This window comes from Flavobacterium arsenatis (genome assembly GCF_031456785.1).
Classification (GTDB): domain Bacteria; phylum Bacteroidota; class Bacteroidia; order Flavobacteriales; family Flavobacteriaceae; genus Flavobacterium; species Flavobacterium arsenatis.
The window spans coordinates 216,798-236,524 of record NZ_JAVDVI010000004.1 but is presented as its reverse complement, the minus strand read 5'-3'; the positions used below and the strand labels follow the sequence as shown (position 1 = coordinate 236,524).

The 19,727-nt window shown below is 34.8% G+C and carries 25 protein-coding genes, 1 other RNA gene and 1 pseudogene; 3 read left to right on the top strand and 24 right to left on the bottom strand.

Annotated features, from left to right (window positions below; genetic code table 11):
• The first annotated feature begins 510 nt into the window (after positions 1-510).
• Positions 511-1,428 (top strand): helix-turn-helix transcriptional regulator, encoded by a 918-nt coding sequence (locus J2X31_RS06450; protein WP_310025378.1) that lies wholly within the window; start codon positions 511-513, stop codon positions 1,426-1,428.
• A gap of 721 nt (positions 1,429-2,149) precedes the next feature.
• Here J2X31_RS06450 and J2X31_RS06445 read toward each other — a convergent pair.
• From J2X31_RS06445 to J2X31_RS06415, 7 genes are all read right to left on the bottom strand, one after another.
• Positions 2,150-2,911, bottom strand: coding sequence for a hypothetical protein (locus J2X31_RS06445; RefSeq protein WP_310025376.1), 762 nt, complete (start codon positions 2,909-2,911; stop codon positions 2,150-2,152).
• A 209-nt stretch (positions 2,912-3,120) separates the two neighbouring features.
• A complete protein-coding gene (locus J2X31_RS06440; RefSeq protein ID WP_310025374.1) occupies positions 3,121-3,252 on the bottom strand; it encodes a hypothetical protein in 132 nt (43 codons plus the stop codon).
• A 27-nt stretch (positions 3,253-3,279) separates the two neighbouring features.
• Complete coding sequence (locus tag J2X31_RS06435; RefSeq protein ID WP_310025372.1) at positions 3,280-3,876, bottom strand: hypothetical protein; 597 nt, start codon at positions 3,874-3,876, stop codon at positions 3,280-3,282.
• Positions 3,877-4,111: 235 nt separating this feature from the next.
• On the bottom strand, positions 4,112-4,663 hold the full coding sequence (locus J2X31_RS06430; RefSeq protein WP_310025370.1) for a thioredoxin family protein: 552 nt from the start codon (positions 4,661-4,663) through the stop codon (positions 4,112-4,114).
• Between the two features lie 381 nt (positions 4,664-5,044).
• Positions 5,045-5,362 (bottom strand): nuclear transport factor 2 family protein, encoded by a 318-nt coding sequence (locus J2X31_RS06425; RefSeq protein WP_310025368.1) that lies wholly within the window; start codon positions 5,360-5,362, stop codon positions 5,045-5,047.
• Between the two features lie 27 nt (positions 5,363-5,389).
• The gene (locus tag J2X31_RS06420; protein WP_310025366.1) at positions 5,390-5,863 is read right to left on the bottom strand and encodes an oxidoreductase; all 474 of its coding nucleotides are present in this window, start codon (positions 5,861-5,863) and stop codon (positions 5,390-5,392) included.
• A complete protein-coding gene (locus J2X31_RS06415; protein ID WP_310025364.1) occupies positions 5,827-6,183 on the bottom strand; it encodes an SDR family NAD(P)-dependent oxidoreductase in 357 nt (118 codons plus the stop codon). Before J2X31_RS06415 ends, J2X31_RS06420 begins: the two co-directional genes overlap by 37 nt.
• Before the next feature lie 124 nt (positions 6,184-6,307).
• Between J2X31_RS06415 and J2X31_RS06410 the strand changes: the two genes are divergently transcribed.
• Positions 6,308-6,676: a winged helix-turn-helix transcriptional regulator gene (locus J2X31_RS06410; RefSeq protein ID WP_310025363.1), complete on the top strand. Its 369-nt coding sequence runs from the start codon at positions 6,308-6,310 to the stop codon at positions 6,674-6,676.
• 162 nt (positions 6,677-6,838) lie between these two features.
• Here the strand turns inward: J2X31_RS06410 and J2X31_RS06405 are convergent, their stop codons facing one another.
• The 17 genes and pseudogenes from J2X31_RS06405 to J2X31_RS06325 all read right to left on the bottom strand — a co-directional run bounded on the left by J2X31_RS06405 (position 6,839) and on the right by J2X31_RS06325 (position 18,092).
• Complete coding sequence (locus J2X31_RS06405) at positions 6,839-7,564, bottom strand: DUF2490 domain-containing protein (RefSeq protein ID WP_310025361.1); 726 nt, start codon at positions 7,562-7,564, stop codon at positions 6,839-6,841.
• A 21-nt stretch (positions 7,565-7,585) separates the two neighbouring features.
• Positions 7,586-8,083, bottom strand: a complete 498-nt coding sequence (locus J2X31_RS06400) for a DUF6691 family protein (RefSeq protein ID WP_310025359.1) — start codon at positions 8,081-8,083, stop codon at positions 7,586-7,588.
• A gap of 11 nt (positions 8,084-8,094) precedes the next feature.
• Positions 8,095-8,664, bottom strand: a complete 570-nt coding sequence (locus J2X31_RS06395; protein ID WP_374725212.1) for a YeeE/YedE family protein — start codon at positions 8,662-8,664, stop codon at positions 8,095-8,097.
• Between the two features lie 120 nt (positions 8,665-8,784).
• Complete coding sequence (locus J2X31_RS06390) at positions 8,785-8,973, bottom strand: hypothetical protein (protein ID WP_310025358.1); 189 nt, start codon at positions 8,971-8,973, stop codon at positions 8,785-8,787.
• 51 nt (positions 8,974-9,024) lie between these two features.
• On the bottom strand, positions 9,025-9,279 hold the full coding sequence (locus J2X31_RS06385) for a hypothetical protein (protein WP_310025356.1): 255 nt from the start codon (positions 9,277-9,279) through the stop codon (positions 9,025-9,027).
• An 88-nt stretch (positions 9,280-9,367) separates the two neighbouring features.
• Positions 9,368-10,072: an acetolactate decarboxylase gene (locus tag J2X31_RS06380; RefSeq protein WP_310025354.1), complete on the bottom strand. Its 705-nt coding sequence runs from the start codon at positions 10,070-10,072 to the stop codon at positions 9,368-9,370.
• A gap of 29 nt (positions 10,073-10,101) precedes the next feature.
• Positions 10,102-10,935: a methyltransferase domain-containing protein gene (locus J2X31_RS06375; protein ID WP_310025353.1), complete on the bottom strand. Its 834-nt coding sequence runs from the start codon at positions 10,933-10,935 to the stop codon at positions 10,102-10,104.
• Positions 10,928-11,233 (bottom strand): DUF202 domain-containing protein, encoded by a 306-nt coding sequence (locus J2X31_RS06370; protein WP_310025352.1) that lies wholly within the window; start codon positions 11,231-11,233, stop codon positions 10,928-10,930. The genes J2X31_RS06375 and J2X31_RS06370 overlap by 8 nt, the downstream gene beginning before the upstream one ends.
• Positions 11,230-11,433 (bottom strand): YgaP family membrane protein, encoded by a 204-nt coding sequence (locus J2X31_RS06365; RefSeq protein WP_310025351.1) that lies wholly within the window; start codon positions 11,431-11,433, stop codon positions 11,230-11,232. Before J2X31_RS06365 ends, J2X31_RS06370 begins: the two co-directional genes overlap by 4 nt.
• Before the next feature lie 21 nt (positions 11,434-11,454).
• The gene (gene trxA / locus J2X31_RS06360) at positions 11,455-11,754 is read right to left on the bottom strand and encodes a thioredoxin (protein ID WP_310025350.1); all 300 of its coding nucleotides are present in this window, start codon (positions 11,752-11,754) and stop codon (positions 11,455-11,457) included.
• Between the two features lie 65 nt (positions 11,755-11,819).
• Positions 11,820-12,191: a rhodanese-like domain-containing protein gene (locus tag J2X31_RS06355; protein ID WP_374725211.1), complete on the bottom strand. Its 372-nt coding sequence runs from the start codon at positions 12,189-12,191 to the stop codon at positions 11,820-11,822.
• Positions 12,167-13,582 (bottom strand): MBL fold metallo-hydrolase, encoded by a 1,416-nt coding sequence (locus tag J2X31_RS06350; RefSeq protein ID WP_310025349.1) that lies wholly within the window; start codon positions 13,580-13,582, stop codon positions 12,167-12,169. The genes J2X31_RS06355 and J2X31_RS06350 overlap by 25 nt, the downstream gene beginning before the upstream one ends.
• 135 nt (positions 13,583-13,717) lie before the next feature.
• Positions 13,718-15,133, bottom strand: coding sequence for an MBL fold metallo-hydrolase (locus J2X31_RS06345; protein ID WP_310025348.1), 1,416 nt, complete (start codon positions 15,131-15,133; stop codon positions 13,718-13,720).
• Between the two features lie 256 nt (positions 15,134-15,389).
• Positions 15,390-16,016, bottom strand: coding sequence for a Crp/Fnr family transcriptional regulator (locus J2X31_RS06340; RefSeq protein WP_310025347.1), 627 nt, complete (start codon positions 16,014-16,016; stop codon positions 15,390-15,392).
• A gap of 91 nt (positions 16,017-16,107) precedes the next feature.
• Positions 16,108-16,314: pseudogene (locus tag J2X31_RS06335) on the bottom strand (tyrosine-type recombinase/integrase); the annotation flags it as partial.
• An 84-nt stretch (positions 16,315-16,398) separates the two neighbouring features.
• Positions 16,399-16,796: a transfer-messenger RNA gene (gene ssrA / locus J2X31_RS06330) on the bottom strand.
• Positions 16,797-16,889: 93 nt separating this feature from the next.
• Positions 16,890-18,092 (bottom strand): serine hydrolase domain-containing protein, encoded by a 1,203-nt coding sequence (locus tag J2X31_RS06325; RefSeq protein ID WP_310025345.1) that lies wholly within the window; start codon positions 18,090-18,092, stop codon positions 16,890-16,892.
• A gap of 291 nt (positions 18,093-18,383) precedes the next feature.
• Here J2X31_RS06325 and J2X31_RS06320 point away from each other — a divergent pair, with 291 nt between their 5' ends.
• On the top strand, positions 18,384-19,607 hold the full coding sequence (locus tag J2X31_RS06320; protein ID WP_310025344.1) for an NAD(P)-dependent oxidoreductase: 1,224 nt from the start codon (positions 18,384-18,386) through the stop codon (positions 19,605-19,607).
• Positions 19,608-19,727 lie beyond the last annotated feature (120 nt).

The window sequence follows — 19,727 nt, the reverse complement described above, 5'->3', positions numbered from 1 at the left end:
GAACATTTAGATAGTTTTTAAAGATCAGATGTTAATTTTCAAGCAATCCACTCAACAGAAATAACGGGTATTAAGTGTTTTTTTTATTCAATTATTTTCAAATTGTAATAGCAATAAAGAACGTCCCATTGTTTGTTGAAAAGTATAAGCTAGATGCTTATGAGATAAAATTTACACATTTGCTTTTACACATTTGCTGTCTCGCTGAATTCTAGTGTCTTTTATCCCATATCTAAAAAAAAATATATAATTATCAAGAGATGATTTAAGCCGGATTAAGTAGATATAACCAGATATTTTTTTTACACGCTAACTTTCATAAAAACAAAGTTTTACATCTTATTTCATTGGTGATTTATTCCGAAATAATTACATACATAGATTTACTCATGTATTTATTTAGCTTAAAATTGCATCAAATTTCCGTGTTAAAGTCTTTTAAAAAGGGAAAGCTAGAAAATTAACTTAAGCTTCTATCTGGAGCATTTGAAACATTTATAAATAAATCCTATGGACTTAAATATTATTATGCAGATTCCCAATTTTTACACAAGGTTAATAGAATATGGTATTGTAAAATCGAAGCATAGAATGGAGGCAGAATATATTAAGTTATGGAATAAAAGCTTCTTTTCGCTTTCGCTTTTATATCTTGTTATTGCTGTTTACGATTTTTTTTGGGTATCATCCATAATTTCTTATTGCTTTTTTCTTTTGTCAGTAATCTTTTTTTATTCTTTATTTACAGATTTAAAATTCAACAAGTTGGCACAGGTCTTTACCTATCTATTACTTAGCTTTATTTATTTTTTCATATCGTCACATATAGGATTTGAATCTGGTATTTATTTGTATTATATCCCTTTAGTGTTATCTATTCCTAATTTTTTAAATATTAAAAAGGATACAAAGGAGATACTAATAATATGTTTTGTTATTGTTTTTGAGTTCTTTTTGGACTTTAAGATCAGCTCGGTTATACATCCACAGAAAGACGCAATTTTTTTAGAATCACTTTTAGGATCGCTTGCTTTTATATTCTGGATTGTGTATTTTATATTGAGAAAGCAGACTGTATTAATAAAGTATTACAAAAAGAAGACAGGAATACGTAGTGCTGAAGTAGATATTGATATAGATAAATTGAATGAAGTTGTTGATCTAGCAAGAAAGGCAGATTGCATTTTCTTTATAAAATTTAAGGACTTGTATCCTTATTTCTGTGAGAGATTAATTGAAATTCAGCCATCTATAGTTACAACCGAACTTGAATTTTGTGCTTATATAAAATTAGGTTTTTCTACAAAGGAGATAGCAAGATATACAAGTAGCAGTGTTAGAAGCATTGAAGGTAAAAAATACAGAATTAGGAAAAAATATAGCATTCCTGAAAAAGTTGATATTTATGTATGGATAGCCAATTTATAAAAATACTAACGGATTAGGTGCGAATACTTGGATCAAATGACATTCACTTTATCTGCTTTTTTCTTTTTCATAGTCCCCTTTCCTTCGTACCCATTACGCTCTCTTTTATAATCGTACTTTTACTTTTTTAAAATTTCCGTTTTCATCTTCATTCCATTTGTCGTCTCCAATTAAATAATAGTTGCCTTTCTCCTTAATTATTCGATTTTCAAAATCTTTATCGTTAGATAGGAATCCATTTGTTTCTGCAATTTCATTCCAGTTTCCGTTTTTAAAAGACCAAACGGAAATGTTATTCCACCAGCCTTCATTCGTTCTGGAAAAAATTATTATTTCATTTGCGTTGTCATTAGTAACATCTTTCGTTTTTGCAACAACAATTCCTAAACTTTGTGTAAAAATAATTTTCGGAATGTTATTTTTAAATTCAATAGTTATCTCGCAATTGTTCTTCCCGCTCTCTATTTCATTTGTTTCTCTATTCCATTTGTAATTTACGAATGCCGTATCGTTAACTTTATCATTATCAAAATCTCCAACAAAGAACCTTCTGTTTACGGTTTCGATATTATTCTGAAGAGGTTTTTCTACTTCTTTCTTTCTCGATATACTTTTTTTGTTTTAGTCTCACAACCATAAACGACCAAAAGTAAAATTAGAATTATGTTTTTCATAAATACGATTTTAGAACAGTGAATACATATTATCGTTTGACATTTTTTTACTTGTCGATTTGTTTTAGCAGTTCATTGAGTTCTGAATATGGAGCAGTGTTGTCTGTCTCCCATTCTTTCTGGTTATTCATCCTTGCTTTAACGGCCTTAATACTCTCCGGACGACTATTTTCTAAAATCTTAAAGACTACGTTTCTGGTAGGAAAGTCTGTTGGATCATAATACATCCAAACATTTATTAAAATGTCCAATTCATTTGGGTCAGTCAATTTGTTTACTGATTCAAGGCTCTTTATCATTAAGTCTTTGTCATTTTGAGAGTCAGCTGATTCCTGGTATTTAACATAGACGTCAAAAATGTTTTTAATATTTTGTATGTGATTTACAAACGCAGTGACTTGAACTTTGTCATTATTAATATCTTCAACAACAAACTTCCTGTTTACAATTTCAATTTTCTTCTGAGTCGTTTTTTCCATTTTATATTTTCCAGAACTACTTTTTTTTGATTTGTTTTCACAACTAAATTTCAAATAGCCTATCAAAAAAACAAATAGTAGTACAACAATGTTCCAAATGATTAAACGAAAATGGGCTTTTATTTCAAGACTTTCCCTACGTACATATCTGTACAGCATATAAATAACGAGTAAAATAACTGTTGCTGGAAAAGCAAGAAATATGATGATATAGAATGTTCCATAAAATACAATATAGGGAAGACCTTCTAAAATAGTGACTGTTGTTTGAAATCTACCATAATAGCCTGTCTTGGGAAAAATAACGAGCAACAACGATAAAATGCTCATGCCTAACATCATCCAGAATATAACCTTGATTAGATGGCATTGCTTTCGAAATCCACTGGTCGTAGATGCCGTTTCTGAATGATTCTTTTATCTTTAGCATGATCTAAAATCGGTATTATAATAGTTTTTTTGTCGACTCCTGTTTTTTTTATTACAGGAATTCAATCGAATGAATAATAAATCAGCTCCGTTACCTTCATTTGAAGCTTTTAAACAGTTGCTATTTCGTCAATGCATTTCCAATTCTTGGTTTCCTTCTTTGATTTTTTCAAATAAGATTTTTTATACCTCTGGTCATTACTGTTTGAATGATAGAGATGGTTGGTTTTAGTATCAAACATAATCAACGGATGGTTTTAGTCTTGTCATTATTCACAAACGAAAACCGTATTTTGAAACATATATCCAACAGGTGGTTTTCCTGTATAAAAATTAGACCAGGGCCTTTTGCCTTTGTAAAGCGCCATATTTTCTAAAACTTCGGTACAGGAAGGAAAATGTTTTTCAATAGCCTGAAACATGGCTTCCTGCTTGTCTGGTTCGTCTTCCCTGTAATAAGCAGATTCAATTTCCTTACCATTTGCATCTAAAATGGAGTAACTGATTTGCAACCGATCCCTTTGGCTGCCATAAGGCCTGAAGCAACAAATTAGCTTTTTGTCTTTGCCATTTATCAAGGTTTTATAAAATCCGAACGGCGCTTTTTCATTTCTTTGCAACCTCACATAAGTTACGCCATTAACTGTTTCCAGTTTTTCGATTTTTTCTATGTCTATTCGGTGAGGCGAAGACTCAAATTTACCGTTTTTCTTTAGGTATTGAACATAAACGCCATCTCTCCACGTATAAAAAACATCATGGTCTTCGATAACGATTTTTTTTCCATCTTTCATATACAAGAATGAATTTTGGGAATTGGCATAGGAACAAGTCAGAAGTCCTAGCAATAATACTAATTGTTTCATTTTTAAGGGTGTGTTTTAAGTGTTAGTATTTATAATAATGTGAATCTGTGTTCAAAAAGTATATTTTTCTGTTTGTTTAAAATTAAATCATCAAGTGATTGACAATTAGAATTATCTTCATTTCAATTCTTCAGTTTTTATTATTGTTATAGCTTTATTTAAGCATTTGATTATCATTAAAAACATGAATGACCTACATACTTTTCTTATAGTGATTGTTTTTAAGTTCTATTAATTACTTCAACAGAGGAACAATCTTGATTTGTACCATATCACTGTCATCTTCCCAGCTTCCCGGATTGTCTTTCCAATTGGTAACCATTATGACCTTGCCTGTTTTGTCAAGCAAGATATATTTAGAAAAACCATCAATCATTTCAAATTGCGGTGGGGTTATTTCTTTAACAAATTTTGTGTTGCGTTTTTGGGTTTTATCTCCATACACAGCATCTTTTAATACGGCAATTTTGATATCCTTGTCGAGTTTTTGCAAATAATCAATTGCGCGACTAGTCCTATCACTGGTTTGTGAATCAACCAGTAAAACATAAAATTCTAGATCATAATCTTTAGCAAGCTTAATTGCTGTAGGCAGATGCAGGCGACATGGCTCGCACCAAATACCAAAGGTAAAAAAGAGGGTATTCTTTTTACTCGATTTTTGTGCCAGTTTGTAAATGTCGTTACTGTCGACACTTAAAATTGTTGTAGCTTTGGTTGCAATGGGTTGTTGTGCAGTGGCACAAAGAGAACAGATAAATGTGCAAAGTAGAAGGAATTGTTTCATGGGTAAATTGGTTTTATTGATTTATTTGGACAAACTCAAATTAGAAGTCCAATTCTATAATCATAGACGACTAAACTGGCAAGATGGTTGTACTTGCCAATAATAATTTTTAAAACCTGCTATCTGTCACAAAAAAAAACCAATCAGTAAGGTAAATCTGTTAAATGTAAATGGCAGGTAGGAAATAAAAATATTTTCGTTTCCTAAAATCATTTTATATTTACTTACAGTCAGTTCTTTTTCGATTTCATATCAGAAGATTATCTGATACTTGTTTAAATATAAATCAATAAATTTTACCAAGACTTACAATGCATATAAGATCGGATGCAGCTACACCAACTCTTTCTTTAGTACTATTGCTTAACCATCTATGGTATTTCAGACAATTTTTAAGGATTGAATCTGCCCATCCTCAAATTCAAACTCATACTCGAGTACCAACGGACTTCCCGGAAAGGATCCTGAAATCTCAGCTTTTAAGGTATGTTCAGCTTCTGAATATTCAAGTGGCTTCATCGTTGCTTGGTATTTCTTATTTGCTTTTTCTATCCACTTTTGAATTTCTTTTTTTCCATTGTGTGTGTTTCCTTCATCAAAAACCACTGCTGTTTCGGTAAAACAATTTGCATAAGCCAAGCTGTCAAAACGGTTTTGTGCTTGAACCAAATCTGCTACTACTTTTGGTAAATTTTTCATAATCCAGTTTTTATTAAGTGTTAATTATTAAATTGTTGGTATTGTTCCGCCATCTATTACAAACTCGGTTCCTGTAAGATAATTGGCTCTTGGCGAAACTAAAAAGCCAACCAGTTCTGCTACTTCTTCAGGTTCAGCTGGCCGTCCAAAAGGAATTCCACCCAAACCCTCCATCACACTTTGTGTGGCTTGTTCAATCGTTAGGTTTGAACTTTCTGCGATTCGCTCCATCATTGCCTTTGACGAGCTTGTGTTTATCCATCCCGGTGAAACGGCCAATACGCGAATACCTTTTGGAGCCACTTCGTTTGACAGTCCTTTGCTGTAGTTGATCAATCCTGCTTTTGCCACAGCATAGGGCAGGGTGGAATCAAACAAAGGCAATTTTCCTTGAATAGAGGCAACGTGAATTATCACGCCACTCTTTCGTTCAATCATTTGGGGTAAAAAGCCCCTGTCTAATCTTACCGGTGCCAGCAAATTACCCTGCAGTGATTGCATCCAATCTTCATCATTAAAACCGAAAATCCTCCGCCTTTTGTTTCAGATCCTCCCAAGTTGTTTACCAAAATATCCAATCTGCCATATTTTGCCAAAACTTCATCTACTACTTTTTGAGTTCCTTCCGATTTGCTTAAATCTGCTCCAATAAAATGTAGCTTTTCATTGGTTACTTCAGGTGGATTTCTCGCTGAAATGTTTACGATTGCACCTGCGTTTAAAAGTCTGTCGGCAATTGCCTTTCCGGTTCCTTTTGTGCCACCGGTTACCAAAGCTATTTTTCCGGATAATTCGTTGTTGAAATTAAATACTTGATCCATTGTTTATTTTTTTTGTACAAATTTCAGTTATATATGAATATCAGTCAATTACGGAAATACGATTCACATAGGGATAAATTTTTCCCCTATTGCACTATTTGGAACATTGCTGTAATTTTGTAGTATGTATGAGAGAAAAACTTTGCCGAACCTAAACTGCGGTTTGGACTTGATAGGAGAGGTGCTGTATGGCAAATGGAAAATGCGTTTGCTGTGGTTTATCAATGAAGGACACCAGCGTCCGAGTGAACTACAACGTAAAATCCCAGATGCTTCAAGAAGGGTTTTAAATATCCAATTGAAGGAATTGGAAGAGCATGAACTGGTAACAAAAATCATTTATCCCGTAGTTCCTCCAAAAGTTGAATATTCCTTAACTGATTTTGGAAAGACCTTGCTTCCTGTGATTTCTGCCATAGGCAATTGGGGCGATGCCAATGAAGAGCGTTTGCGAAGGTTAATTCTGAAACGATTGGAGATAGAAAAGCAGTAATCGTTGTTTTGAACTACTGTATTTAACCCTTTAATAATTATAGTGATAAACAAAAAGTAAAACACACGAAAAGGATTTTTCCATCGTGTTTTTTTTTTGTCGGAAATTATAATTGCTGTTTACAACTTCTGAGCTTCAAAATATAAATTCCGGCTACATTGATCAGGGTTTCCTTTTTTGTACTATATAGGTGAAGTTCAAATAAAAATTACTTTCTTCCACTATATCAATATTGTTCCTTGGTAACCTTGAAATGTAAATGTATCCTATATCGAATTTTAAATTATGTTTTGGCTTGAATGAAAAATTGGCAAACAACCTGTCATGATCGAAAAAATGTTGTGCATCTGTGCCGGAAGCATTAATGAAAATCTCATCACCGATACTTACATTACATTTTGTATTAAAATCATACCTAAAAGACAAACGATTCCGCAGACGAATTACATTTTCAATTGTGCCTTCGAAAGCCCTATACTCTAAAGCTGTCCTGTCTACAATAAAAAAATTGCCTGCCAGTTCGTGCTGTAATTCTACCGATGCCGAAAAGCGATATTCGTTTGTTGGTTTTGAAATGGCATCGCTTGCATTTTGAATAATTCTGTAATTTGAAAAATAGGCAAATGGCGATATCGCATAGACTACGTCTTTGTTTTGTTTGTAATATATCCAAGTCCTAAAGGTGTACATCAGGTTTTTGTCGAATAGATTATCGCCTTCAAAATCATTTTGCCTGCGGTGCTGCAGCTCAAGATCGGTTTTTATCTTTTCGGTTATAGGAATACTTAATGTTGTCCTGAACCAACTGTTGATGTGTTCCTGTGCGACAGCTTTAAAAGGAAAAGCACATACTGCAATCAGTATGACAGTGCTTATTTTTGATTTCATCTGTTATTGTCTCTGTGAAAATTAATGGGGCAGTTTATCCCTAAAATAGCCGTACACCCAAGTACCCACAATGGCAAAGAAAAGCGTAACAACCATCACGGTTACTCCAGTTCCTATCTGGGCGAAAATTGGACCAGGACATGCTCCAGTAATTGCCCAACCTAAACCGAATATCAATCCGCCAATGATCTGTCCCTTGTTGAAGGTCTTGTCATGGAATTCTATTTTCTCACCATAGATGGTCCTTATATTGAATTTCTTTATCAGAAAAACTGAAATTATTCCAACTAAAACCGCACTGCCAATAACACCATACATATGAAACGACTGGAAACGGAACATTTCCTGGATGCGGTACCAACTAATGATTTCGGCCTTGATGAATACAATTCCAAACAACATACCTACGATGAGGTATTTTATATTGTGATACCATTTGTGTTTTAAATGACTTTCATTAATACAAATGGTATCTAATGACCGAGTTTCAAAATCTTTATTCTGATCTTTGATTTTCATTATATTTAATTTTAAAGAGAAAGAATATAGGGAAGAATGAAATTGGCCATTATCAGTCCGCCAATGAAAAAGCAGCAAGTGGCGACCAGCGATGGCAACTGCAGGTTTGACAATCCAGAAATGGCATGACCGCTGGTACAGCCACCAGCATATCGTGAGCCGAAGCCAATCATAAACCCACCAACAACCATCATCAGAAAACCTTTAAGTGTAAATAGATTTTCCCAAGAGAAAATTTCGGTTGGCAACATTCCATTAATGTTCGTTATACCATAAGTGGCCAATTCTGTCCTTAAATCATCATTAATGATGATAGGATTTGGATTGGATAAAAAGTAAAATGCAATTACACCACCCATGAGAATTCCGACCACGAAAAACATATTCCATATTTCTTTTTTCCAATCGTATTTAAAGAAAGAAATGTCTGCAGGCAAACAGGCCGCACAAGCGTGACGCAGGTTGGCACTGATGCCAAAATTCTTATTTCCTAAAATCAATAGTGCCGGAACCGTAAGCCCGACTAGCGGACCAGCAATGTACCAAGGCCAAGGCTGCCTGATGAATTCTATAATCTCCATATCTCAAATTTTATGATGCAAATTTGGGCGATATAAAAGACCTGTTTTGTAACCTTTATCACATAGCAAAAAAAAAGTGCCTGATTGCTCAAGCACTTTTAAATTAATTAATCTAAAAAATTAAGATTTTCCTTTTTTTGAAGAACAGCAACTTGCTTTCTTATCTGTACTGCAAGATTTTTTTTCTTCAGTAGAACATGATTTTTCAGTTTTTGCTTTTTTCTTTTGCTTCGGCTCTTTTTCTTGGGCGTTAACGTTGATCGAAAAAGCTAAAGCCAGTAAAGCCGTCATTAAAATTGATTTTTTCATTTTATGATATTTTAAATTATTTTTATTTTTTGAAGTTGTATTGTTTTTAAACTATTCTGAAAAGGTTTCTGGCGGTTGCCAAACCTTGCAGTTATAGGTGGCAATTATTTCTTTTTGAAAAGAAGAAATCACTTGCTTTTCGATTTCAAAAGAATTTCTACTGAAATCATAGTGTATTTTAGAAACTAAAAATTGACCAAAATTAAAGTTGAGGTTCAATATACACTTTTCCTTGCCGCATCCTAACGGTATTTGTTCTTTTACTTTTATAGCACATTCTGTTTGACATTTATCTGCAAAAAGCATCCTTACTGATTTAACAGACGGGAGAAGCGTTAAAAGCAAAAAGTAGGTGCAGATTAAACAAGCAAATAATTTCATTGGTGAAAATATTTTAATTTGAAATATATAATTTCATGCCACCTCTTTTTAAATTGATGCCGTCTATATGTCCCATCTTGCTTTTGTCATCGGTAATCAAGTGCATGTGGATGAAAGTGTCATGGTGTGTGAAAATTGCCTTGTGCTGTGTTGAAAAAAAGCCAACAATGATTACGTTTTCTTTATTTAGCTTGTAATTTACTTGTCCTTTATGTGCATCATCCGGCGAAGCTACAACTGAGCCTTTTGGTAAATTTACAATGTGTATAGAAGCACTATCAATACTGCCAACTAGTTTAAATGTAAATGGCTTGTCTGCATTTTGATTCAGTTTTATCAGATAAGCTTCCAATTGCCGGCCTGTAGTGATTTTTTTTGGCAGCTTATATTCTTTCCAATCACCAGTATTGGAGTAAACAAAAAAGGGTGCCTTGACATTGAAAGTCTCTTCTACTTCCATAACCGTATCTGACACCACTTTAGATTTATATGATTTGCCATCAACAATCATCAGTTCGCCGGATAAATATTCGACCGGACCAATTCCGTATAAATTTGTCTTATCTGTAATTGTGTCCAAATATACAGTGCCATGTAATTGTCCTTTCCACATTACATCTTTCATTGCACCAGCTACGCGAACATCAGTATTTTGTTGTGCATTTGCGGTTTGTAAAAAAAACAAACTGATAAATGCTGTCAGCATATTTTTATTCATTTTATATTTTGGACTTTTTAAGGCAGGCATCAATTTATTTTCAATATTTTATATTTTTCATCATACGAAACAATTTTTTGCAATGTTTTTAGAGCAACTTCCGTTTTGCTGACAATTAAAATTTCAGAAAAATCAGTATTCATGCTTACGCTTAAAACACCATCAATTTCAAGAAATTTGCCCGAAACAGTATTCATACATCCACTGCAAGTAATACCTTCAAAATGGTATAAATTGACTTGGTTGGGGTGGTTCTTTTGAAGTTCGATAAACAACTCTGTATTTTCTCTTGCAGGAACTGAATTTTTAGCCAATGAAATTGAATTAAAAACAAAAGCTTTTTGAAATAATTGTTCATACTCCTTTAGATTTCCTCCAAATGGCGGGCCTACTTCAAATTCACGATTGAAAAGCAATCCGATTAATTTGCCATGATCGGTAAGCAATTGGTGCATTTTCCAAACATATCTTTGTCTCATCCTTGGAGGTAGGGCACAGAAAAAAGTCTGTTCAATAATGCAATCGTAATTTCCAGCATGCTCAAAGAAATCCCCTAAAACAACCCTGATATTAGTGTTCTCTACAAATTTATGTTTCAGGTTTTCTACCAATGTTGGTGCGATATCGATAACCGTAACATTAGTGAAACCCTTTTGCAAAAGATATTCTGCTTCATAAGTATTGCCACAACCTGGAATAAGAATTTTGGCGTCCTTATTTTCGATAGTATCGATATAAGTTTTAATTGGCGGCGAAACTTCTCCCAAATCCCAACCAGTTGCATTGGCTTGGTATTGGTTGTCCCAATAGGTTTTATCCAAAGGCAAATCACAGGTAACTACGCAACATTTTTCTTCACTCATAATATTCTAATTGATAATCTCCAATGTGTTTTTTATTCTCTAAAATCGATTTTTTATGTTTGAAATAATTTGCAATTCCGAGTATGAAAATCACAAACGAAACTGCAAATAAAGCTATTTCAATTGACAAACTATTCTCTATTTTTAACAAATTTTGCAAACTTAGACCAGCAATTAAAAAATACATCGCTGTTCTTAAAAATGCTAAAAAAGTAGATTGGTTGGCCAATACAGTCCGCTGTAATGCCAACCGTTCTCTTAAAATCAGGTCTTTGTTTATTGCTTTCTCGCTTTTCATTTATCTTTTCTGGTATTGATGCCAAAAGGCAAATACAACGGACAAAAACCAATAAATGATGTCAGTATAAAAACTACTGCCAATGCACCAAGTACAATAGCCAATGTTCCATTGATTACATCAGTATAATATAAAACTCCAACAACTATTGCCAGGATGAAACGTATTATTTTGTCTGCAAATCCCATATTTTTTTTCATAATGAAATCGGTATTAAATTATTAGTTGGTTTTTTCTACTATAATTCTTGTGATTTCTTCTTTAGATAAAACACCAGACTGCCTCCATAATTGTTTTCCCCCTTGAAACAGCATCATTGTTGGTACGCCCCGGACTTGAAATTTTGAAGCCAGCTCCTGATTTTTATCCACATCAATCTTAATAATAGTGATGCGTTCGCCCAGATTGTCCTTTACCTGTTTCAATACAGGAGACAGCATCTGGCAAGGACCGCACCAAGTGGCAAAAAAATCAACCAAAACTGGATTTTCTGAATTTATTATATCGTTGAATTTCTTCATTTCGTATTTTTTTTGTTGTTATACAGAACAGGCATCGTTGCCAAAACTAATGTTAAATATAGTGCTTATTTGTCTAATATTCCTTTTACATCCAGCCAAGTACCGCCATTAGTAACATTAGTAAATCCATTTTGCATTAAGATTGCTTTGGCCTGGCCGCTGCGATTTCCGCTTCGACAAAAAACAATGATGTGTTCTTTTCCTTCAAATTTTGATAATTGATCTTGTATCTGGTCCAAGGGAATATTGGTGGAACCTTTCACATTGCCTTCAGCAAACTCTGACGGTGTGCGAACATCTACTAAAAATGCGCCCTCTTTTATAAGATTTTCCATTTGTGAAGTGTCTTTTTTTGAAAATATATTTTTGAATGCTCCAAACATGGCGATTGCAATTAATGTTATGATTATTATTACTTTAATACTTTGCTTTGGCATACAAAATCTGTTTTAGGAACTGTAGTTTTTGCAATAGCATTAAATCCGCCTTCAATTTCAGAGAAGTTCCTATATCCACGGGCCTGTAATATTGATGCTGCCATCATAGAACGGTAACCACCGGCACAATGCATATAAAAATGTTCTTCGAGGTTAATGTCTTTTATCCATTCGTTGATTGACGCTAAGGGACGACTATAGGCCTGATCAACGTGTTCTGCTTCGTATTCACTTTCTTTACGGACATCAATAATTTTGCTTTCGCCGATTTTAAGTTCTTTTTCAAATTGCTCGGCAGTAATCCTATCAACCGTGTCAACATCAAATCCTGCTTCAGCCCAAGCCTCAAATCCATGTTTTAAATGCCCAATTAGATTATCAAAGCCAACCCTGGTCAGACGGGTAACGGTTTCTTCTTCCATTCCAATTTCTGTAACCAATAGGATAGGCTGTTTTACGTCGCCAACCAATGCACCAACCCAAGGGGCAAAATCGCCATTGATGCCAATATTTATTGATTGCGGCACATATCCCTTTGCAAAATCTGCATTGTCACGAGTATCTAAAATCAATGCTCCGGTTTCTTCAGCAACCAATTCAAATTCAGCCGCCTTAATAGCCCTCATGCCATTATTGAATACGGTTTCAAAACTTTCAATCCCGCTTTTATTCATGGCTACATTCATTCCAAAATAGGCTGGGGGAGGCAATAAGCCATCAGTAACCTCTTTAATAAATTCTGCTTCGGTCATATCTGCCCTCAAGGCATAATTACTCGCTTTTTGTTCTCCGACAGTCGAAACGGTTTCCTTGCTCATGTTTTTTCCACAGGCAGAACCTGCACCATGGGCCGGATATACAACTACATCATCAGCCAGAGTCATTATCGTATTTCGCAAAGAGCGGAACAGTGTTGCCGCCAATTCATCCTGTGTCATTGAGGCTGCCTTCTGTGCCAAATCTGGGCGGCCAACATCACCTATAAACAAAGTATCTCCCGAGAAAATAGCATAATCATTACCATCAGCATCAATCAATAAATAGGTTGTGCTTTCCATTGTATGACCTGGCGTGTGCAATACTTTGATTTTGATTTCTCCTATTTCAAAAACTTGTCCGTCCTTGGCGGAAATGAATTCAAATTCCGGCTTTGCGTTTGGCCCATAAACAATTGATGCTCCCGTTTTTTTGCTTAAATCCAAATGACCAGAAACAAAATCAGCGTGAAAGTGCGTTTCAAAAATGTATTTCAGCTTGACACCATCTTTCTCCAGCCTTTCCATATAAGGCTGTGTTTCACGAAGCGGATCAATGATAGCGGCTTCGCCATTTGATGTAATATAGTAAGCTCCTTGTGCCAGGCATCCTGTGTAAATCTGTTCTATTTTCATATGTTTTTCTTTTATCCATTAAATTCCATACAAATGTATTTAATGCATTTGCATCGGATAGTGACAAAAGTTACACAGCAAAAAAAACGCTACAGAAAAGTGGCGTTTTATAAGATAGTGACCAACAATCAGGTTTTACAATAATGTTGTCGGACAAACATAATCTGATTTTAGAAGACTGGTATTCTTGATTTCGGCAAAACCACCAATAACATCTACAAAATTATCCCAACCACGCTGTTTTAGAATGGATGCCGCAATCATACTGCGATAGCCGCCTGCACAATGCAATATGAATTTTTTCTCTTTTGGAAATTCAGCCAAATGGCTGTTGATTTCGTTTAGGGGAACATTGATTGCACCGACAAGATGTTCCGATAAAAATTCGCTTTTCTTTCTGACGTCAAAAACAAGTGTCTTGTCAAAATCGACAGTGCCTTCCAATTCTTTGGCAGTGATCCTGTTTATGCTATCCAATTCAAAGCCTTCATTCTTCCAAGTATCAATTCCGCCATTTAAGTATCCAATAGTATGGTCATACCCAATCCTAGACAGACGTATCATGCTTTCTTCTTCCTTGCCAATGTCAGACACCAATAGTATTTCCTGTTTAATATCGGCGACCATTTCCCCCACCCACATTGCAAAGTTCCCATCCAAACCGATGTTGATGCTATTAGGAATGAAACCTTTGGCAAATTCGGAAGCGTCACGGGTATCAAGAACCAAAGCTCTGGTTTCATTTGCTACAGTTTCAAATTCAGTTGGATTTAATGGACTTTTTGCTTTTTTAAGTACCGCATCCAAACTTTCGTAACCTCTTATATTCATCAAGACATTGGCTGGAAAATATCCCGGAGGATTTGTCAGTCCGGTTAAAACAGCTTTAACAAATTCGTCTTCAGTCATATTTGGAGCCAAAGCGTAATTTGTTTTCTTCTGGTTTCCCAATGTATCAGTAGTTTCCCTGCTCATCATCTTGCCACAAGCAGAACCTGCACCGTGATTGGGATATACAATCAAGTCATCTGACAAGGGCATAATTTTTTCGCGAAGCGAGTGATATAAGTGTCTGGCCAATTTATCTTGAGTTAAATCAGCGACTACGTGCTGAGCCAGATCAGGTCGACCCACATCTCCAATGAACAAAGTATCTCCGGTGATAATACCATGCTCTTTTCCGTTTTCGTCGATTAATAGATAAGTTGTACTCTCCATAGTATGCCCTGGAGTGTGAATTACTTTTACCTTGCAATTTCCAATTGCAAAAATCTGTCCATCTTCGGCAGCTATAATTTCATAAGCAGGTTTTGCAGTGGGACCATAAACGATTTTAGCATTTGTCTTATTGGCCAGATCTAAATGCCCAGAGACAAAATCGGCATGAAAATGTGTCAGAAATACATACTTAATTTTTGCATTGTTTTTAAATGCCTTATCAATGTAAGGCTGTACTTCACGCAATGGATCAAAAATTGCCACCTCTCCATTGCTTTCCAAATAGTATGCAGCGTGAGCAATGCACCCTGTGTAAATTTGTTCGATTTTCATGATAGACTTTTTAAATTAATAATGAGGCAAAATTATGTGCTTCCCGTTTTATTTAAAGTGACAATTGTCATATAAAAACAACTATTTTATCAGTATTTATAGTATGTGACAAAAGTCACAGATGAAATAAGTATAGGCTTCCTAGTTCAACAAAATAAAAAAACCATCCGTTTTTGCGAATGGTTCATATCTTGTTTTGAGGTGAAAATTAAATGGATTTCTTGGCCAAATACCAATTGACCATTTCCTAGGTAATTTATTTTAAAAGTTCAATATGATTGCGATGCAATTTTAATGCACCACGCTGTTCCAGTTTTTTGAGCAAACGGGAAATTACCTCCCTTGAAGTATTTAATTCTGTAGCAATTTCCTGATGGGATAATTTTAAATCATTGCATCCGCAAGCGTCCTTATGACGCTTCAGATAAAACTCCAGCCTTTCATCCATTGCCCTAAAGGCGATACTGTCGACGACCTCTAAAACTTCTTCAAAACGGCTCCGGTAAGTATCAATCACAAACTCATACCAACTGCGGTGCTGCATCATCCACTTGTCCATCAAAGGCAAGGGAACCATTACCAACTCTGCATCTTCTACGACTTTGGCCATAATCTGGCTCGTTTCGCTTTTTGTGGCACATATCATAGAGATTGCACAAGCCTGACCCGGTTGCAGATAATACATAAAAAACTCTCCGCCATCGTCGTCTTCACGGTAAATCTTGATGCTTCCGCTCAAAACCAATACCGTATTTTTTATATACTGGCCAGTCCGCATTATAACATCCCCTGTAACGAAAGACTTATCAATAGCATTATTGTTTATGTCCTCTATGAGAGCATTTGAAAAAGATGGGAATAGTTTTTTTAAGTTTTGGTTCATTTTGTGTGGGATTAATACTAAACAGAATATTCAGCTCAATTCGCAACAAAATTAGTCAATTTTTGTGCTGAAAAAATGACAGACCTGACAACTAGCCCATAATTTGTTTTTTAGCCTTTTCGAATATGCTAAATTTATCCTTCAAGGTTTTCATATCTTCACTCACCTTTCTATCCAATACTTTTGCATAGTGCTGTGTAGTCCTCAGATCTTTATGGCCCAACATCTTGCTAACACTTTCAATGGGAACTCCGTTTGACAACGTTACAGTGGTTGCAAAAGTATGCTGGACTATATAATGCATAATTTTGAATAGTCCCAAAAACACAAAAGCCTGTAAATCATACGATTTACAGGCTTTTGAAATTAAATAAAATAATTTTTGTGGAGTCGGGGAGAGTCGAACTCCCGTCCAAACAAGCAACTAAAAAACTTTCTACACGCTTATTTCCTGATTGGATTTTCGTCATCAGGCTTGGCCAGAAACAGCCACCAGATGCTTATCTTCTTTGTTGTCAAAACAGTCCCGAAGCTTAACTGTTTCTAGGTTTATTTTTACGGTTCTCCTTTATTGACCGCCACAAACCAAGGCTTTCAAGGAGAATCCTGCTTCCCTACCTGGTAGGGACGAGGCTAATCTTACTATAATTCAGATTATGCAGCTAGAGCGTAGTTATTTTCGCCGTGTAAAAGTGTTGGAACCATTTATTAACGAGAATTGTCCCAGTTCTCGACGTGCTTACTTTTCAATTCGACTTGCTGTCAAAACCAGTCGACCCCATTTTAATTTCAGATTTCAGATTTCAGAATTTAGATTTCAGATTACTGAATACTCAAAAACCAAGCCACAAAACTAATACTTTTTATTCGAAATTAATCGCCTAAATCGCCTTTTTCAACTTTTAGAGGATAATCTCCAAAAATCGTAGCCAAATGAAAGGATTTGTAGGTCATGGTCGTATATTTATTTGCCAAGGCAATAATCACCACATCTTCTTTTTTAAGCTTCACAAACGAGGAAGTGTTGCCATGCCACCAACCATTATGGTAAAACAATTTTTCACCATCTTCCCATTCTAGCATCCTTATTCCAAGACCATAGTTTCTAGTTCCTCTTCTTTCGTAGCTGTAGCCTTTGTAGATTTCTTCAACTAAATCCGGAGTTAGATAATCGGGAGAAGAAGTAGCTAGATCAAATTTTAGCAAATCCCTGGCTGTTGAATAGATGTTTTTATCTCCATAAACCTGATCCAAATGGTTGAGTTCATATTTCTTATAATTCCCTTTGTAAGATTGACTTACCTTGGTAATATCCTTTTCAAAATCAATGACAAAGGTATGTTTCATTCCAAGTGGCTCGAAAATGATTTTTTTCATTGCTGCAGCATAATGCATTCCTGTGATTTTCTCAATAATCAAAGCCAACATCGCGTAATTGGTATTACAATAGGCAAATTTCTTATCAGTTTTAAAATCTAAACCGGCATCATATTTTATAAAAAGATCAAGAATATCCTGATTGGTCAATAGTTTACTGTGGTTCCATTTTTCCCTGTCATCAAAATAATAGGCATAATTTGTCAGTCCGCTTCTGTGGTTTAGGAGTGTTCTCACTGTTATCTCTTCATATGGGAAAGTCTTTAGGATGGTGTTTACTTTTTGATCAAGTTTGATTTTTCCTGAATGAACCAATTCCATAGTTGCAGCGGCGGTCAAAACCTTGCTTACGGAAGCTAGGTGAATTGGCGTGTCTTGAGTGAGTGAATCTTTTTTTTCATAATTGGCATATCCAGCATACTTTTCAAAGATGATCTTGCCGTTTTTTGCTACTAAAAAACTTCCGCTGACTTTATTTTTTTGCCAATATTTTTTATAAAAACCATCAATTACAACCTTCTTCTCTTCTACAAATTTTGCTGTAGGAACTTTTAGTTTTCGAGAATCCGGTTCAATGTGAGGAAATGTGTCGATTATTTTAGTAGTATCATTTTCGGTTAAATCATTACTGTTTTTTTTGCAGGAACTTAAAAATGTTAGGTACAAAAAGGATATATAAAGGGTTTTTTTGAAGTTCATTTTAGGGGTACTTAAACGACAAATATAAATAAATGAATAAAGTTTAGAGGCCACTTTTAATGAAAGCTTAACAACAAAATGTACAATAATTTTTAACTTATTCTGTTTCAGAACTTATATGAATTTTTATTTTAAAAAAATTAAGTAATATTTTTTTGTCTTCAAAAATATATGTGTTACATTTGGAACAAATTATTAAATAGTAGTTAAAAAGCATTTCAACTACCCCTATTTTGTGGAATTAATTTTTCATAATTTATTGACTTTTAGCTACTAAAACCTATACAACTAATGAAATTTGGAATAATTAAAGAAAGAAAAAATCCTCCCGATAGAAGAGTGGTTTTTACACCTGAAGAACTCGTACGATTGAAACAGGAGCATCCCGAAGCAGAAATTAAAGTAGAAAGTTCTGATATCAGAATTTTTACAGATGATCAATATTCAGAGCTAGGAATTGAAGTTGTTTCGGATGTTTCCGACTGTGATGTGCTTTTTGGAGTGAAGGAAGTGCCAATTTATGCCTTGATTCCAAACAAAAAATATTTTTTCTTTTCCCATACCATCAAAAAGCAAGTTCACAACAGGGAATTACTAAGAGCAATTTTAGAGAAGAAAATAGATTTGTATGATCATGAAACCATTGTCGATGAAAATTTCAAGAGATTAATTGGCTTTGGTCGATATGCAGGAATTGTTGGAGCCTATAACGGAATAAGAGCTTTCGGTATCAAATTCGAATTGTTCAATCTTCCAAAAGCAGAAACTTTATCTGGAAAAGATGCATTGATAGAACGATTACGAAGGGTGGTTTTGCCTCCTGTAAAAATTGTTTTAACGGGTGAAGGTAAAGTTGGAAACGGTGCAAAGGAAATCCTTCAGGCAATGAAGATAAAAGAGGTTTCTGTCGAAAATTTCCTTACCAAGATCTATTCAGAACCTGTATTCGTTCAGATTGATGTTTTGGATTACAACAAACGTATTGATGGAAAACCATCCGATAAGGAAAATTTCTATCACCATCCGACTGAATATACTTCAGATTTTGAACGATTCACAAAAGTTTCGGATATTTTTATGGCGGGTCATTTCTACGGAAACGATGCTCCGGTAATTCTGAGCCGCGAAATGCTTCGTGCAAATGATTGCAAGATTAAAGTTGTTGCCGATATTTCATGTGATACAAATGGCCCGATAGCATGTACGATCAAAGCATCTACGATTGCTGAACCAATATTTGGATATTTGCCAAGCGAAGACAAAGAAGTAGATGTTTTTCATCCGGCCGCAATTGTAGTGATGTCAATAGATAATTTGCCTTGTGAATTGCCGAAGGATGCCAGTGAAGGTTTTGGTGAAATGTTTATGAAACATGTGGTTCCGGCTTTTTTCAATGGCGATAAGGATGGAATCCTCCAAAGAGCTAAAATTACAGAAAACGGTCAACTCACCGATCGATTCAAATACCTGCAGGATTATGTAGATGATCATAAATTTGAAAGTGTCCCGCATTAATCGGGACATTTTTGTTTCTGCAACTTTCTGTTGATTAAAAGAAAAATGTATTTATATTTGAGGATAAAACAAGGCTAAAATTGAGAGCTTCCGCATATGGGATATTATTTCTTTTACTGA

Coding starts and splice junctions, on each gene's coding strand:
- J2X31_RS06450 (WP_310025378.1), top strand. CDS start 511: ATGGACTTAAATATTATTATGCAGATTCCCAATTTTTACACAAGGTTA.
- J2X31_RS06445 (WP_310025376.1), bottom strand. CDS start 2,911: ATGAGCATTTTATCGTTGTTGCTCGTTATTTTTCCCAAGACAGGCTAT.
- J2X31_RS06440 (WP_310025374.1), bottom strand. CDS start 3,252: ATGTTTGATACTAAAACCAACCATCTCTATCATTCAAACAGTAATGAC.
- J2X31_RS06435 (WP_310025372.1), bottom strand. CDS start 3,876: ATGAAACAATTAGTATTATTGCTAGGACTTCTGACTTGTTCCTATGCC.
- J2X31_RS06430 (WP_310025370.1), bottom strand. CDS start 4,663: ATGAAACAATTCCTTCTACTTTGCACATTTATCTGTTCTCTTTGTGCC.
- J2X31_RS06425 (WP_310025368.1), bottom strand. CDS start 5,362: ATGAAAAATTTACCAAAAGTAGTAGCAGATTTGGTTCAAGCACAAAAC.
- J2X31_RS06420 (WP_310025366.1), bottom strand. CDS start 5,863: ATGCAATCACTGCAGGGTAATTTGCTGGCACCGGTAAGATTAGACAGG.
- J2X31_RS06415 (WP_310025364.1), bottom strand. CDS start 6,183: ATGGATCAAGTATTTAATTTCAACAACGAATTATCCGGAAAAATAGCT.
- J2X31_RS06410 (WP_310025363.1), top strand. CDS start 6,308: ATGTATGAGAGAAAAACTTTGCCGAACCTAAACTGCGGTTTGGACTTG.
- J2X31_RS06405 (WP_310025361.1), bottom strand. CDS start 7,564: ATGAAATCAAAAATAAGCACTGTCATACTGATTGCAGTATGTGCTTTT.
- J2X31_RS06400 (WP_310025359.1), bottom strand. CDS start 8,083: ATGAAAATCAAAGATCAGAATAAAGATTTTGAAACTCGGTCATTAGAT.
- J2X31_RS06395 (WP_374725212.1), bottom strand. CDS start 8,664: ATGGAGATTATAGAATTCATCAGGCAGCCTTGGCCTTGGTACATTGCT.
- J2X31_RS06390 (WP_310025358.1), bottom strand. CDS start 8,973: ATGAAAAAATCAATTTTAATGACGGCTTTACTGGCTTTAGCTTTTTCG.
- J2X31_RS06385 (WP_310025356.1), bottom strand. CDS start 9,279: ATGCTTTTTGCAGATAAATGTCAAACAGAATGTGCTATAAAAGTAAAA.
- J2X31_RS06380 (WP_310025354.1), bottom strand. CDS start 10,072: ATGAATAAAAATATGCTGACAGCATTTATCAGTTTGTTTTTTTTACAA.
- J2X31_RS06375 (WP_310025353.1), bottom strand. CDS start 10,935: ATGAGTGAAGAAAAATGTTGCGTAGTTACCTGTGATTTGCCTTTGGAT.
- J2X31_RS06370 (WP_310025352.1), bottom strand. CDS start 11,233: ATGAAAAGCGAGAAAGCAATAAACAAAGACCTGATTTTAAGAGAACGG.
- J2X31_RS06365 (WP_310025351.1), bottom strand. CDS start 11,433: ATGAAAAAAAATATGGGATTTGCAGACAAAATAATACGTTTCATCCTG.
- trxA (WP_310025350.1), bottom strand. CDS start 11,754: ATGAAGAAATTCAACGATATAATAAATTCAGAAAATCCAGTTTTGGTT.
- J2X31_RS06355 (WP_374725211.1), bottom strand. CDS start 12,191: ATGCCAAAGCAAAGTATTAAAGTAATAATAATCATAACATTAATTGCA.
- J2X31_RS06350 (WP_310025349.1), bottom strand. CDS start 13,582: ATGAAAATAGAACAGATTTACACAGGATGCCTGGCACAAGGAGCTTAC.
- J2X31_RS06345 (WP_310025348.1), bottom strand. CDS start 15,133: ATGAAAATCGAACAAATTTACACAGGGTGCATTGCTCACGCTGCATAC.
- J2X31_RS06340 (WP_310025347.1), bottom strand. CDS start 16,016: ATGAACCAAAACTTAAAAAAACTATTCCCATCTTTTTCAAATGCTCTC.
- J2X31_RS06325 (WP_310025345.1), bottom strand. CDS start 18,092: ATGAACTTCAAAAAAACCCTTTATATATCCTTTTTGTACCTAACATTT.
- J2X31_RS06320 (WP_310025344.1), top strand. CDS start 18,384: ATGAAATTTGGAATAATTAAAGAAAGAAAAAATCCTCCCGATAGAAGA.